This is a genomic window from Plantibacter elymi (nom. nud.) (assembly GCF_900177795.1).
Taxonomy (GTDB): domain Bacteria; phylum Actinomycetota; class Actinomycetes; order Actinomycetales; family Microbacteriaceae; genus Plantibacter; species Plantibacter elymi.
This window is the reverse complement of sequence record NZ_FXWJ01000001.1, coordinates 77,262-91,000: the sequence shown is the minus strand read 5'-3', so window position 1 is coordinate 91,000 and position 13,739 is coordinate 77,262. Positions and strand designations below refer to the sequence as shown.

14 protein-coding genes and 1 pseudogene are annotated in these 13,739 nt (G+C 62.6%); 10 read left to right on the top strand and 5 right to left on the bottom strand.

From position 1 onward, the window contains the following. The first annotated feature begins 118 nt into the window (after positions 1-118). The 6 genes from CCK91_RS19520 to CCK91_RS19445 all read left to right on the top strand — a co-directional run bounded on the left by CCK91_RS19520 (position 119) and on the right by CCK91_RS19445 (position 7,127). On the top strand, positions 119-268 hold the full coding sequence (locus CCK91_RS19520) for a hypothetical protein (RefSeq protein WP_165766944.1): 150 nt from the start codon (positions 119-121) through the stop codon (positions 266-268). Between the two features lie 392 nt (positions 269-660). Beyond that, complete coding sequence (locus CCK91_RS19515) at positions 661-1,347, top strand: cytochrome P450 (RefSeq protein ID WP_165766943.1); 687 nt, start codon at positions 661-663, stop codon at positions 1,345-1,347. Then, a complete protein-coding gene (locus tag CCK91_RS00480) occupies positions 1,344-2,528 on the top strand; it encodes a hypothetical protein (RefSeq protein WP_133059896.1) in 1,185 nt (394 codons plus the stop codon). Before CCK91_RS19515 ends, CCK91_RS00480 begins: the two co-directional genes overlap by 4 nt. After that, on the top strand, positions 2,528-3,334 hold the full coding sequence (locus tag CCK91_RS19450) for a hypothetical protein (protein WP_133059895.1): 807 nt from the start codon (positions 2,528-2,530) through the stop codon (positions 3,332-3,334). The genes CCK91_RS00480 and CCK91_RS19450 overlap by 1 nt, the downstream gene beginning before the upstream one ends. Then, entirely contained in the window at positions 3,331-5,064 is a 1,734-nt protein-coding gene (locus tag CCK91_RS00475; protein WP_086472397.1) for a carbamoyltransferase C-terminal domain-containing protein, read from the top strand. Before CCK91_RS19450 ends, CCK91_RS00475 begins: the two co-directional genes overlap by 4 nt. A gap of 1,100 nt (positions 5,065-6,164) precedes the next feature. Beyond that, on the top strand, positions 6,165-7,127 hold the full coding sequence (locus tag CCK91_RS19445; RefSeq protein WP_133059894.1) for a hypothetical protein: 963 nt from the start codon (positions 6,165-6,167) through the stop codon (positions 7,125-7,127). 23 nt (positions 7,128-7,150) lie between these two features. On the opposite strand, the gene CCK91_RS00470 is transcribed toward CCK91_RS19445, so the two are convergent. Both CCK91_RS00470 and CCK91_RS19440 read right to left on the bottom strand, forming a co-directional pair. Beyond that, the gene (locus CCK91_RS00470; RefSeq protein WP_086472396.1) at positions 7,151-8,233 is read right to left on the bottom strand and encodes a helix-turn-helix domain-containing protein; all 1,083 of its coding nucleotides are present in this window, start codon (positions 8,231-8,233) and stop codon (positions 7,151-7,153) included. Further along, on the bottom strand, positions 8,226-8,534 hold the full coding sequence (locus tag CCK91_RS19440) for a hypothetical protein (protein WP_133059893.1): 309 nt from the start codon (positions 8,532-8,534) through the stop codon (positions 8,226-8,228). The genes CCK91_RS00470 and CCK91_RS19440 overlap by 8 nt, the downstream gene beginning before the upstream one ends. 143 nt (positions 8,535-8,677) lie before the next feature. Between CCK91_RS19440 and CCK91_RS00465 the strand changes: the two genes are divergently transcribed. The 3 genes from CCK91_RS00465 to CCK91_RS00455 are packed head-to-tail and all read left to right on the top strand — an operon-like array spanning position 8,678 to position 10,626. Next, positions 8,678-9,478: an adenylate/guanylate cyclase domain-containing protein gene (locus CCK91_RS00465; RefSeq protein WP_086472395.1), complete on the top strand. Its 801-nt coding sequence runs from the start codon at positions 8,678-8,680 to the stop codon at positions 9,476-9,478. A gap of 10 nt (positions 9,479-9,488) precedes the next feature. Next, positions 9,489-10,100 carry a hypothetical protein gene (locus tag CCK91_RS00460; RefSeq protein WP_086472394.1) on the top strand — a complete coding sequence of 204 codons (612 nt, stop codon included), beginning with the start codon at positions 9,489-9,491 and terminating at the stop codon, positions 10,098-10,100. Further along, positions 10,090-10,626 carry a Pycsar system effector family protein gene (locus CCK91_RS00455; RefSeq protein ID WP_086472393.1) on the top strand — a complete coding sequence of 179 codons (537 nt, stop codon included), beginning with the start codon at positions 10,090-10,092 and terminating at the stop codon, positions 10,624-10,626. The genes CCK91_RS00460 and CCK91_RS00455 overlap by 11 nt, the downstream gene beginning before the upstream one ends. Before the next feature lie 215 nt (positions 10,627-10,841). Here CCK91_RS00455 and CCK91_RS00450 read toward each other — a convergent pair whose 3' ends face one another. From CCK91_RS00450 to CCK91_RS20020, 3 genes and pseudogenes are all read right to left on the bottom strand, one after another. After that, positions 10,842-11,780 (bottom strand): FRG domain-containing protein, encoded by a 939-nt coding sequence (locus CCK91_RS00450; RefSeq protein ID WP_119863531.1) that lies wholly within the window; start codon positions 11,778-11,780, stop codon positions 10,842-10,844. A gap of 344 nt (positions 11,781-12,124) precedes the next feature. Continuing rightward, positions 12,125-12,379 (bottom strand): annotated as a pseudogene (locus tag CCK91_RS00445) (recombinase family protein); the annotation flags it as partial. Positions 12,380-12,679: 300 nt separating this feature from the next. Next, complete coding sequence (locus CCK91_RS20020; protein WP_255377965.1) at positions 12,680-12,802, bottom strand: hypothetical protein; 123 nt, start codon at positions 12,800-12,802, stop codon at positions 12,680-12,682. A 310-nt stretch (positions 12,803-13,112) separates the two neighbouring features. Between CCK91_RS20020 and CCK91_RS00435 the strand changes: the two genes are divergently transcribed. Beyond that, entirely contained in the window at positions 13,113-13,739 is a 627-nt protein-coding gene (locus tag CCK91_RS00435; protein WP_086473100.1) for an RES family NAD+ phosphorylase, read from the top strand.

Genomic DNA, 13,739 nt, shown 5'->3' with positions numbered 1-13,739 from the left:
CCATTCGCTTTCTGGGCGTCGGTTGCTCCCGGGGAGTCGCGCTCTTTCGTTGATATTCGCCATAGTCACGCGCAATCGATCGCCGCTACGATTGGCGCACGCCACTCAGACTGGAGTAATGATGACCGCTGACAACACCACGATCACCTCGATCGACACCGCGACAGAGATCGTGTTTGGCTCGCTCGCTGATCAGGGAATGCAGACCATGACCGAGGGCGGCATCGAGTTCGTTCTCTGCGCCTCCGCCTTGACTGCTCAGATGTGACGAGTTCCTCGCCGGACATCGCCTCGTTCCCTGAACTGAGTCTGCGCTACCGCCCAGAGCTTTTCGACGCGCTCCTTTCGCATGTCTTTCACCAGGACGTTGTCGAGGCACGATTTGGTGAACGCCGGGGCTGGATCGTCATTGATCCCGCCGTTGCACGAACCCTGTTGCGACGGCGGAATCTGGAGAAGGCGCGCTCCGTAGCGTCCCGGGGAGAGTCAGGTGGCTATGCGTCGTTGAGTGGGGCCGATTTCCATCGGGGCCGCAGTGACGTCGTAGCTGCCCTCGCTCACGCGTCTGCAGACTCGTCTGCGATGTCGGCAAGCCTCGCCGCCACGATGGGTTCAGTTGTGCCCCCTCGCGCTGATGCCCCGGCGTCATTCACACGATGGATGCTGCACGATCTCGCCGGAGGTGACAGTGCGCCTGTCGATCTCCACGTGCTCACAGCGGGCATCAACGCGGCGACCGCGGCAGTCGAGGCGGTGCAAGCCGGTAGGCCGGCGGGTTCGGAAGGACATGAAGCCCGCACCCACCTGGCCAGCGAACTGGCACAGCGCGTGGAAAAGGAGGATGCGAGGTTCGTCCAGTCTTTACGCGAGAAGGGATGGTCGACTCCTCGTATAGTTCAGGAGCTGGTTGGACTCGCGCTCGCCGGGTGGGAGAGCACCGCCGCCGCGGTCACATCGGCCTTGGCCCTTGGCATGAGCGCCACTCCAAGTGCCGCGGACATCTCCGAACTGCTACGTCTGTACCCGCCGAGCTGGCTCATTGTGCGGGAGCTCGCAGGCGACGAGCCGTGGGGATTGGCAGGCGAACTCGCCGTTGTGAGCCCCTGGCTCACCCATCGCTCACTCGCATGGCGCGATCCGAAGCTATTCGATCCTCACCGAGCGGATGTTGTGGCTGCGCTACCCTTCGGTGGCGGACCGCGTCGTTGCCCAGCCGATCTGTATGCACGCAAGCAGATATTGGTTGCTCTTGGGGCATTCGGCGGAGGAGTTCCGCAACGTGCACATCCAGCACTAGTCGGGCGCCGCAGCGCTGCCTTGGTACCCTTCCCGGAGGCTATGCAATGACTGATCCCCGCGTAGACCTTGAACACGTTCGCGGTGTGCGAACACTGCGTGCGCGTCCCGAGACGATCGACGACCTCCTCGCGCTCAACGACATTCCACGCACGATGGTGCAGACCTACCTCGCTCACGGTGAAGTACTGACTCCCGTGCCAGGCTGGACTCGGCTCACAGAAGTGCCCCCCGATGTCGAACGAGTCGTCGTCCGGGCCCTGCGCAACACCCTCTTCGAGACGATCCTGCCCTGGGGCGACGATACGCGTTCTCAGGGTGTGGGCGCAGGTATTGCCGGCATCTCCCACGCAGAAGGAAGCGCTGTGGCAGAAGGGGCGCTTCTCGACGCTGACCGGGCGAAACAGATGGTGACTCAGCAAGTGGTCGACTTCGTCGAAGAGCATCGGATGAGCGAACGCGGGTGCGTTTTCGGAGTGTCGGGCGGCGGCGACAGCAACGCGCTGGCATTTGGGCTTGCGCGCGCGCTCCCATCTGATCGTTTGAGTGCGTTCACGCTCGTATTCCGTGACGTCATGACCGCCGCCGCCGCCGACCGTGCCACAGTGCTGTGTCAGGACCTCGGAATCGCACATCGCGTCTATTCCGAGGACGAGACCGCAATGCTCCTTGGGTTGCGAACGTCGCTGTCGGAAATGTACAGGGACTTCCAGGTGTCCTTCGGTGATGAAGCCGTCCACTTCTTCGGCACATTCTTGATCCTGCGGGCCGCCCGCGTGATCGCCGTCGATCAGGGCTTCGGCGACCTTGCGTTCGGCTACAACCGCGAGGATCTGCTCGCCGAGGTAACGTTCACGCTGATGAACGGGCGTGCGCCGCTCGCCTATCCGGTCCGCCCGCTGGGAGACCAGCGCGTCGTCATGCCGGTTTGGCGAGCACCCAAAGTTCTACTGGATGCGTGCCATCCGCGCTTCAGCCTCGAGAATTACCGCGAAAGAGACGCGCACACTACGCGCCAGCGCTCACTCGCCTTCTACCTCGGCCACTCGTATGACTCGACCTATCCCGGTTTCGGAATGAGTATTCTCGACGGCGCATCACGCTCGTTCGCCGGCAATTTCGGGCCACTTCTGCATGACTCAGAACTAGATGTCTTCGTCACCGAGGACGCCACGCCCGAGCGAATCGAGCGGGTTCGTTCCGCACTCGCCCGGCACCTTCCGGAGGCGTGATGACTGCCACGGCTCTGCCTGCATCCTGGTTCACGATCGAGCCGCTTGTCGGCGACGACGCCACGGTGCGTCAAGCGCTTCGCGATTCGTCACACCCGCTGGTGGCGACAGTCCGCCGCACTTCGGTCAAGGATGCCTGCGGGCTATCAGCCGGCGTGCGGTCGGCGGTCGGCTCCCACGCCCAGTTCACGTATCCGCGAGAGTACGGCGCGCTGCATGCAGCGGCAGCGCTCGCGGCGTGGATTGGTCCTGCCCCGGAGTCGGTGCATGAGGATCTGGGTGGCACAGTAACGATCGTGCGCTCCGGCCTCGGGCATCGCGATGATCAGAAGTGGCACACCGACAGCACGCCATGGTGGTGCCCGAACGCGATGACTCTCCTCGGGCAGGTACACCTTGCAGCGGACTACGAGGCCCCTGCGACTGAGCTACTTCCCATCTCAGCGGTGGACGAGGCAATGGCCGAATATCCTGCGGCCTTGCATCTCCTTCGATCCACATCGGTGCCATGGAGACGGAACTTCCCCGAACGGCGCCAGTTCAGTGCCCCGATCCTCTCGTTGGATCGGCCACGTTGGGTTGGATCAGTACTGGCTGACCTGGAGGCTGGCCTCGGGAACGAGTTGCAGCATGCGATTTCGCTCTTCCGAGGCACGATCGACGCAATGCCTCCAGTGCGCGCAGTTGTCGAGCCCGGGCGGCTACTCATGTTTGATAATCGAGCAAATCTGCACCGGGGACCGAGCATCGAGCAGGATCTCGAGCGTCGCCTTATTCGAATCAAGCTCGGAGGCGAGCCGGATTGAGTGTCCTTGGCATCTATGACGGGCACAACGCAGGGGCTGCCCTCGTCTCGGAGAGGGGGCGCGTCATAGCGGCTGTAGAGGAAGAGCGGTTCTCTAGAATCAAGAACCACGACGCGCGGCCCGGGCAGAGTGCTCCACCATATGAGAGCGTCGCGTTCTGCCTCGCGGCTTCACCCGAGCCGGTGACACGCATTGCCTTCGGACTTGCTGCGCCAGCTGAACTCTCACGGAATGCGATGGCCACTTTCGATGCTTGTGTCGCAGCTGGCGAAAGCCAACGTCTCAGCCGTGCCGCCGAACTGGGGCTGACTGACTCGGAACTCCGCGAGTTGCCCGCGTCCACGCAGCGCCGCCGTGTGGACACGCTGAGCGCGGTTGTCGCAGGTGCCGGGTTGGGAGCGGAAGCGCCGGTAGCATTCGTCGATCATCATGCCGCTCATGCCGGCGGCGCGTATCTGCTATCTGGGTTGGATCAGGCACTCGTGGTCACTTTGGACGGAAAGGGCGATAATCTCTCAGGCTCGGTCTCCGTGGGGGATCACGGCACCATCTCTCGCACGCTTGAGATACCGTCGGAGGATTCCCTAGGTCATTTGTACTCGGCGTTCACTGTTGCGTGCGGATTACGCCCGCAACGCGACGAAGGCAAGCTGCAGGCGATGGCCGCGTCTGGGTCGATTGATCGCCGAATCCGGTCGTGGCTGGAAGACCGGTTCGAGCTCGATGGTCGGTCGGGGGCAATCCGTGGAAAGCTCAGCGAAGGCCTCGTCATTGGACCTTATCCCGACCGCCGTCCTGACCTCCACAATGACCTCGTGCGGGAGATCATCGGCGGATCCCGCATCGTGGACGTCGCCGCGACGGTGCAGAACTTTCTCGAACAGGTCGTCGCAGAGTTCGTGACATGGCACCTTGCACGTACGGGGCTGCGGACGCTCGTAGTCTCGGGCGGCGTGTTTGCGAACGTGAGCCTAAACCACAGGCTCGCCGATCTTGGCGCCGTGGACAGGCTGCATGTGCATCCTGCGATGACCGACGCTGGCATCGCGATGGGCGCAGCAGTTGTGACGTTCGCTGCCCAGGGGACCGCGCCGCAGCCCCTTCGCGACTTGGGCATCGGGCCAACGTATAGCGATCGGGAATGCGCGGACGCTTTCGAGCGAGAGGGCTTTTGCGTTACGACGCCGCGTTTGGGGGCGGAAGTCGTTCTAGGGGGTGCCCTTGCGCGGGGGGAGGTAGTCGCACGATTCGTCGGCGGTGCAGAGTACGGTCCCCGCGCCCTAGGCAACCGGAGCATCCTCGCGCCGGCAAACAACCCATCTATGCCTGTAATACTCAATCGAATGCTCCGCCGCTCCACGGTGATGCCGTTCGCGCCGATGGCGCGTGCCCGGGATGCGGTTGATTTGTTTGCCGTCGTTCCCGTTCTCGCGGATTCATTCCGGACAATGACTGCCGCAGTTCCCTGCACGGTCGAGACTCGTCGGCGCTACCCCGCCATTGTCCACGCAGACGGGACCGCCCGTCCACAGCTGCTAGATGATGATGAGCGAGCAACGGCGATCATCGACGAGCTTGAGCGACGTACCGGTCAGCATGTGATCATAAACACATCGTTCAACCTCCACGACGAGCCAATGGTGTGCCGGCCGATCGACGCGGCCCGCAGCGCCAGCGCAGCGGGCATCACAACGGTGCAAATTGGGGGTATGGTGGCGAAACTCGAGTGACTTACTCACGTCCAAGCGACAGCGATCGGTGACTACCTCCCTGACCGAACACACGCTGTATGAGTTGGCGCGAGGGTGCTCGCAGAATGCTGCGAGACGGTGTGACGCGCGAAGAACGAGATCTCCCCGAGCGGACCCATTACGCGAAGGCGCGGGCTCGTGAGCAAATGGCACCAGCTCTGCCCTGTTTGACGAAGACATACGCGCGCAAGTTGAGTACAGATAGGTGCCATGCGGGCGGCAAGCTGGGAAGATTGCGACGGCAACCGCGAGTTTGTCCTCTCGGACATCCTCCGGGAGTGTGGGGACATGATCGCGATGTTCGTCCGGCGACGGCGTAGTTGTTCGACGGCGAGGAATCCGCGGCCGCGTGGCGACGAATCCGATGCCTGCGGTTACGCAAGCTTGGACGAGGCGACGCTCCACGCCAAGACTTCACACCGCATACCGCGGATTGCCGCAGTGATCGAATACACCGCAACGACTTGCCCGGTCTCCTTGGCGAGAGGCTCAAGCCAATAGCGGCACCTAGAACGTCCGGCGCATAGCGGACACCGTCGACGAGGTCTGGTAGACCAGCGTTCGCATCGCGTCGTCGGTCTCTAGCAGCAGCCCCTCCGCTCGACGTACCTCGCGGCGGGGCGCCACCAGATGACCCCATACCCCCTGGAACCGCGGAATCACGCGGGCATGTTCGGAGCGACACTTTGTGCTGGAAACGGCAGCGACACTTTACGTTGGAAACACACTGATTCAGCGGGTCCGCAGCGACACTTTAGGTCCGCGTTCACATGTAGCCCTCTCGCTCACTGAGAGTGCCAGCTCGGCTTTCTCTCCGCGCCTCGCAGAGAGCGGAAGGCGAGCCTTCGATTGCAACGTCGATCTCCCGGCCGACGACCTGCTGATGCGCGAGCAATGGGAGATCCTCCCTCCTCCCGGACAGCATCGGACTGGACCCCGGAGCAGAGCGACGCCACCGCAACGCCCGCCGCTACCTGTGGCAACGCCTCACCGCCACCGGGACTGGCTCCTTGCCCGAACCACTGAAGCTCGGTCGCGCCCGTGATGACACTCCCCAGTACACAGCCTGCCGCACCCGCATGACCGCACAACTGCAGACCGCGCTCGACAGTTACGCCAAAGCCTTCGTCCTCGCGCACGGCGAATGGTACCCAGTCACCTGGACACCTGGTGTCAGCGTCGACCTCGATTGGCCAGGCCCTGAGGTCACCGATCTGAATGTGAACCTGCTGCACACCATGCTGCGCGACGGCATTTACACCCACCGAACCCTCCCGGCGCGCTCGGAGTGTCCACCCGCCGCGTGGCTCGAGCGATCGACGCTGTCCCGCCGTCGTGTGGACAAGCCGTCATGGACGTTGACTGGCAGCAGTTGCTCCCGCTTACTGCACTCAACCAACACGAGCCTGGCTACTCATCGGTGTGGGGATGAGCACTCACCAACAGCATTCGATCTGCCGCTAGCAGCAACACTGACCGCAGCCTGCAGCGCCGCTGAACGGAGACACGATGGCCATCGAACGCGCGTCGGGACGTGGCGAGCCGTCCCCCCAGAAACCGTCGCCTTCCTGATCGAGTCAGGCGCATTCACGGAAGAGTCCTGGGCTCGAGCAGTCGCATCTGTCGCTCGCGGCGACCTCTCCGACAGGGAACGGAAGACCGCACAGCGCGCGCTCGAGGCGACGATCACCCCAGCCATGGCCCGCACCAGACTCGGAGTCGATGCCGCCGAAGTTGAGCGCCTACGCGGCACAGGCAACCTCTATGCCTTCCGCTCGGAGGAGCGGTGCAGGTACCCGTATTGGCAGTTCACCGAGGGCAGGCAGCAGCCGCTGCTGCCGCACCTGGCAATCCTGATCGCATCGATTCCAGCAAGCATGCACCCGGCGACGGTGCTGGCTTCATGGAAACTCCGCAGCGAAGCTGTGAGATCGATGGCAAGCGGGCGACACCCGGCGAATGGCTCCGCAGCGGCGGCGACCCGCAGGTCCTGCCGGGCCGAGCCGAGGAGAGCGTGCTTGGGTAGGTGGGATCGTCTCTGAGGGGGTGTTCCAATTGACCCTGTTCAGCTCCAGGATTGCAATTCTCTGGTCACAGTTGGAGCTTCGCGGACTAGTGAGGTTCTCCAGCTGAGTATTCCGTCATGCTGCAGGCGCCCAATGACGACGAGAGGGTGTAATCCGTATTCCTTCGCGGTTGCCTCAATCCAGGCCTCATTGACCCGAGCTGGTGCCTCTGGAAGGCCATCGCCGAACGACCACTTTGCGGCGAGATCGTCGGCTTCCTTTTCAATGTCGGCGTCGGGGACGTTCTCCGGGTTCCCTTCATCCACGATCGGCGCAGAGCCGACGTGTCCAAGCAAGACGTGGGCCGCTTCATGCAGGAGGGTGAAGAACACCTTGTCCATCCGTCTCCCGCGGCCGCTTAGACCGATGACCGGGGTCGCGCCATCAAAGAAGGCGCATCCGTCTAGTTTGCTCGATGGAAAAGCGTCGATGTGGACGAGCTTGACCCCAACATCCGCGAACTCGTCGGGCAAGGCAGCGAAGTCGCGGGCGGACCGCAGCCGTTTGGGCAGTGCGGACGCTAGGTGCAGGAACGCAGCCTCGTTGTAGTTGGAGACCGGCCGGATTTCCGCTTTGTCTCGGACGCACACAGACCACGCTTCCTGGAGCTGCGAAAGGGGCTCAGCAACGTTGGAGCGCCTTGCGGCCAAACCAAATGTTCGTTGGTCGTCGATTGAAGAGATCCGATACAGACGCAGTACGTCGCGTTCCTGTTGATCGGGATCAGTCGGATGCACCAGCCCCCTCTGCGCAAGAACAGGAATCGGGAACATCTTTCGGAGCTGGGCGCGTCGCCGAACTAGCTCCAGGCGAGCGACGGCGTCCCCATCTTCCCGTTGCTTCGCGAGGTGAAAGCTGTCTTGCAACTTCAACCAGTACTCCGCTGACATATTGAATGCAGCACCAATCTGAGCAGCAGACTCCCTTGTGATCTCTTTCTTGCCATGGATGATCTCAGAAATGAACTGCACTGGCCGACCAAGAATGTTGGCGAACTCCGCCTGAGTCCAGCCCCGGCTGTCCAACTCTTCGAGCAAGTGTGCACCCGCTGGCGCCACATCCGCTTCGCGAAACTCATACATTCCGGTCTCCTGTGTAATGGGCGAGCTCGAGTCCCTTGATCGAGACAGCCGCGGGCGGGCCGGGCAGGAATTCGATGCTCAGGCGATGCGCATCGCCGACCCGGATGCTGCCCCGGGCGGCTTCGTTGGCTCTGTAATCAAGTGAGCGCAGTGCAAGGACGTCGCGCTCGTCAAGTGCTGCATCAAGACTCTGTATCCGTGTCATCAGATGGTGACGCAGGGTCGGTGCCCACGGAAACATGCACCCGGGGCGCTGTTCGCAAAAGGCGAGCACGGCCTCGTCTGCGAACTCAATGCGCACCTGGCCTCCCACTTGGCTCCGGTCACCATGCTAGCCCCAGATGGCTACTTGTCAGCACACCTTCACCCATAGGGTGAATCATGCGCTACACTTAGATACATGCGTGGCAGACACGCCGTCATCGCCGAGGTTGGGATCGAACAATGCGTTACACAGCAAGCGCGTTCGGGGACACAGTTCTCGAACAGTACGAGAGGCGTCGACGCGTCTCGAAGGGCCAGTTCCTTGCCCATGAAGCCAGAGAAGACCATGAGACCATCGCGTTGGGGCACCCTGACTTCTCCAGCCTCCAGGTTGGAGAAATGAGAACTGTACCGATGACCGCACTGTTCATCGACCTCCGTGACTTCACCGGGCGGTCCTTCTGGGATCCACAGGAGCAGGTCGCTGACCTCGCGCACGCAGTCCTCGCCGGATTTATCGAGACCGTCCTCAGCCACGGTGGATACCCGCTCGGCCTTCGAGGAGATGGCCTCTTTGCCGGCTTTGGCCCAGGCGACGATCGTGTGGGTGCATCTTTCGCGCTGGCAGCCTGCGCTTTCGCACTCAACGCCATCGAAGAGAACGTGAATCCAAGGCTCGATCAACTCAACGTCCGGCGCGTGCAGGCCCGCGCTGGCCTCGACTTCGGTGAGATCACCTTCGTGCGAACCGGGTCGCCGGGACACAGCGAGATCAACCCGGTCGGTTTCGCCGCGAACTTCGCCGCCAAGTGCGAGAAGAAAGCCAATTCGTGGGAGATCGTCGCAGGAGAGAACCTCGCGAAGCTGTTCCCAGACGCCCCCCAATTCACCAAGCTGTATCCGCCGAAGACCTACACCCGAGACGACCACACTGAGCGATACCACTTCCACGACTACCGCTGGCGCGGAACGCTGGCGCACTCCGAGTCCCTCATAGAAGAACTCGCCGGCAGCCCGGTCTCTGCCGTGAGCATCGGCTGAAAGGAACACCATGTCTATCGCATCACTTCTCAGCCACCACGGGGTGGACGTCCCACGCTACGTCACCGTGGACGGTCGAATCGTCTTCGATGGCGTCAGCATCAACTCAGCGGGCGTGGCCATCCACCAGGGCCTCGGACCCGTCACCGCTGTGGCGAACCACACGTTCCATGGCGGCGAGGACCATCTTGACTCTTCCGCCTGTCTGCCGTGGTGGAACGATCCCAGCGAACTCGATCGACACCTGAACGCTGTCCAACAGTCGTTCCCTGGCTTCATCTACGCGGAAGCGACGATGAGCAACGGACCGCGATGGACTGGAGCTATCGACACCGGACGGGGAACGTTCACTCTGGAAGTCGAGTTGCGAGCTGACCTATCTCTACCGACGCTTCGCGTGCTCGGCCCGAAGCTCGGCGCATTCTCCTCCGGGCGATGGGTTCGTTCGCCACACCTCTATGACAGCGGCAACATCTGCGTTGCCGACCGCGACGAATGGCACCCAGGAGTACACGATGCCTCAACCGCAATCGCTTGGGGGGCACATTGGCTCGCTGCTTACACCGAGTGGCGCATGAGTCGGCAGTGGACCACGGAAGGTACCTACGCACATGCGTCGTAGGGCAGCTGAGTCTGTACCGTCTGACTGGGAACACAGCAAACTTGCCATCCAGGAGACCGGAGGGTGGATAAAAAACGCAGACACCAAGTCCACCATCCTCGCCGGGTCCTTCGGTCTCAGCCTAACGTTCGCCGTTCCTCGACTGCTCGAGGCAATACCGAACATCGTCACAGTTCCGTTCGCCTTTGGTCTCTGGGTGAGTTCCGGTGTCATCTTCATCGCAGCGGCGCTACTCACCGGCTACCGAATCGGCAACGCCCTCCTACCCCGCACCTCCTTGGGCGCCAACCTGACGAACCGATTCGCCTGGTCGAGCCTCGCGGGCATGACCCCGGAGCACCTTCCTCCCCGGCAAATGTCCGGCGAAGACATCAGAGCAGAGGCCTGGGACCAGGCTGCATCACTCGCGCGCATCGCTGCGGCGAAATACAGCTCCCTCCAGATCGCGCTCATCGCATTCTGCGTCTATCTCGCGGCCCTGCTCGCCATGTTGATTATCCAGACCGCAGCCGCAGCGCTCGCATGATACTGGGCGCGCCGTTTGGGTCGTAAAGGTCATCATTGCAAGAAGCGCGAACAGAGCGGCTTGGTTAGGCGAGCAGCATTCCCCTGAGCCGTTTTTGATGGGTACGAACGATGACTTTTTCGCCACATCGGGTTCTGCTGTTCAGTTGGCGTCGAGACATGGGCGGTAAATCGCCCACCCGCTTGCCTGTAGCAAGAGGTTTCAGGGGCGCCGATTTAGTCAGCGACAGTGTCTCGCGCCGCGGGCTCTGATCGGAACTCGAGAAATCCACCGTAGTCGGGGAACAGGACCTTCGCGGTCCGGTTGTATGTGTTCTCGAGGTAGCGCAGCAGCTTCCTTTTCAAGCCCGCCTTGATGATCACCGCGACGAACGGCATCGCAGACGGATGGCCACGTTGCCGTTCAGCAACGAGACTAGCCGCAAGCCTCTCTGCATCACCGTGCGTCCATGAGACGTTGATCGCCTCAAACGGGTCGACCAACTGGATCCGGAACTCCCTCGCGCCCGACGGAGACGCGATTACTTCTCCCCGAGGCGGTGGAACCGCGCCCGTGACGAAGAAACCTTCTTGGGCGCGGAGTCGCTCGTTAGGGATAGCCGATCTCACCAAGAAAGGTGCTGGATCCTTGAGTGCATCCTGCAACGTCGATCCAGCAGGGTTGTTCAAGTAACTCCAGCTGCGTCCCGTGGGGACAGTTGAGACCTGCCGCATACCGGTCGTGTTGAGCGCGAGAAGGACCCCACTCTTCGCAGCAGCGGGATCTTTCGGCGACTGGCAAGCGAACCAAAGAGCCGTCATCGGATTGCTCGTGAAGTCGAGGAGCCTGGTTGCGATCCCGTAGTGCTGCAGGTCCGCGAGGAGCTGCAGGTCGTCGACGTATCCGCCAGGTCCTATCCCCAGACCCCACTCCCGCGCTGCTGCTAGGAGATCGACTTCAGCTGCGCGCATCTCAGTTTCCGACGTTTCGGCACCGAGCTTCCGTTGCAGGGATGATGTGAGGCGGTAGTCCGCGCTAGACATACCTCGCCAACCAAAGCTCTGGCGGGCGTTGTATACACCGATCGCTCCCAGAACGTTCATGACATCCCGAGCTGTGTTAGGACGAATCCACCAGCCGGTTGAAGTCCACCAGAACCCAACGTCGCTTGGCATCTGCCTCCTTGCACGAAACCATACACCGGAGGAAACCTAACCCACTCTCGGGACGAATCATGGCCACAGCCTGTCCCGGTAGTCGTGGTGCATTCATTGATCGTCTTTGCCACCGCGGTGGAGCCTGACGCCCTGCGACGTGTGGGTCACGTCGTGCGCTGAGTGTTCGAACGTGGAGGCCCCTGTTCATGCTTGCAGGCGACGAGGGTCGAGGCTGCTCCTGCTGCAAACGCGACAGGAATAGCTGTCATTGGGAGTTCAGGTTTCGATCGACGCGATGTCGTTAGAAGTTCTAGGGCGTTCCGTGCTCAGAGCTCGTCGCCGAAACCGGACTGCTCCAAACATCAGACTGTTGAGGTGCTTTTCATGGCGCCGGTCTGGTGTCTGTAGAGCGTCGCGCGGTTCCAGCCGACGAGTGCGGCCGCTTCCGCCGCGGTGCGGCCCCGGCTGCGGGCGTCGGCAACGACGGCGAGCTTCTCCGCGATGGTGTCGGGGTTCACGGGTGGGCACCCTAAGCGGGTGCCGGATTCGCGGGCTGCGGCGATGCCGGCCTTGACGCGCTCGACGATGAGCTCGCGCTCGTACTCGGCGAGCGTGGCGTGTGCGAACTGCTGAGAAATTGAGAGGTCACCGATGAACGAGAAGGGCAAGGGTCAATCCGCGCATGATCAGGGGCCTCCGTCGTTGTCGGCAACATCATCGAGCGTATCCCGCACGTTTCGTTTCGAGTCGATCACGCCACCACAACACTCGTCGCGCCGCGCTGTTGTGAGACGGACAGGGGTCGACTCGATCCTCATATCCGTTCCCCGCACCGACCCACGGCCTACGTTCTAGCGTGAAGCCCGTCGATGCTTGTTTCTCCCACCATCGAGTGCGGGATGGTCGGGAATGCTGCTTTATCGTGGTGGGGTGGGTCGCGAGCGACGCGCTCCACGGAACCAACGCCAGCGGATGATCGCCATGACGAGCGCCACAGCGCCGGCGCCGCCAGGGAGGATCGCGATGAAGATCCCCGCCATGAGCCTCTCCTGATCGCCACTGGTCATTCCGCTGACGACAAAGAGGGCGGCGGCGCCGAGCAAGAGGAGGCCGAGGGAGCCTAGCCCCCAGGGGCTGACCACCGGCCAAAAGTGCGGACCCGCCTGCCGTTCGTCGGTCAGCCAGGGAAACGGCCCACGACGAAAGTCGGGGCGGGGCGGACGAGTCACGTGCAGCTCCTGATACGCGTCACGGCTACCCGCCGAACTTCGGGACGTCGATGCTCACGGTGTCGTCCCCGCCGTCAATGCCGGTGCTCGTCATCCTCTCACCATACTGCTCACCCCAATGATGACTTCCGCACGAGATCGCGATCACTGGCCGCGCCTGAGTTTGACACTTTGCCCATCGTCAGTTCTGGCTCGGCACCGGGTCGCGCGCGACATTCCGGGGTGGGAAGCTGGCGTTGTGACCGGTATCGACCTGACCTTCGCGCCACCGCTGAGGGGCACGTTCTATCGCGCGATCGACCCGAGCTTCCGTGAGTTCGCGATCGCCGGATCGCGTGCCGCCGGGCGCTATTCGCGGGCCAATGAGCCGACGCTCTACCTGAGCTCGTCCGTCGGCGGCGTCGAGGCCGCGATGATCGCCCACCAGGATGCTCGGGCGGCGGCGCGCGAGATCGTGGAGATCGATGTCGAGGCGTCCGGCATCGTCGACCTGCGCGACGTGGGAGCACTGGAGTCGGCAGGCATCGACCTCGCTGACGCGGCAGCCCCGTGGCAGGACGTCGCCGCCGCTGGAGGCACGCCGACGTCGTGGAGCGTCCGCGACCGACTCCTTGCCGGCGGCGCGAACGGGTTGATCGATCCCTCGCGGAAGCGCCCAGGGCTCTGGCATCTGGTGCTCTTCTGCTGGAACGAGCCTGATGCGCCGATCGTCAGGTTGAGAGGGACCCATGTCGCCGCCGCGAATTGA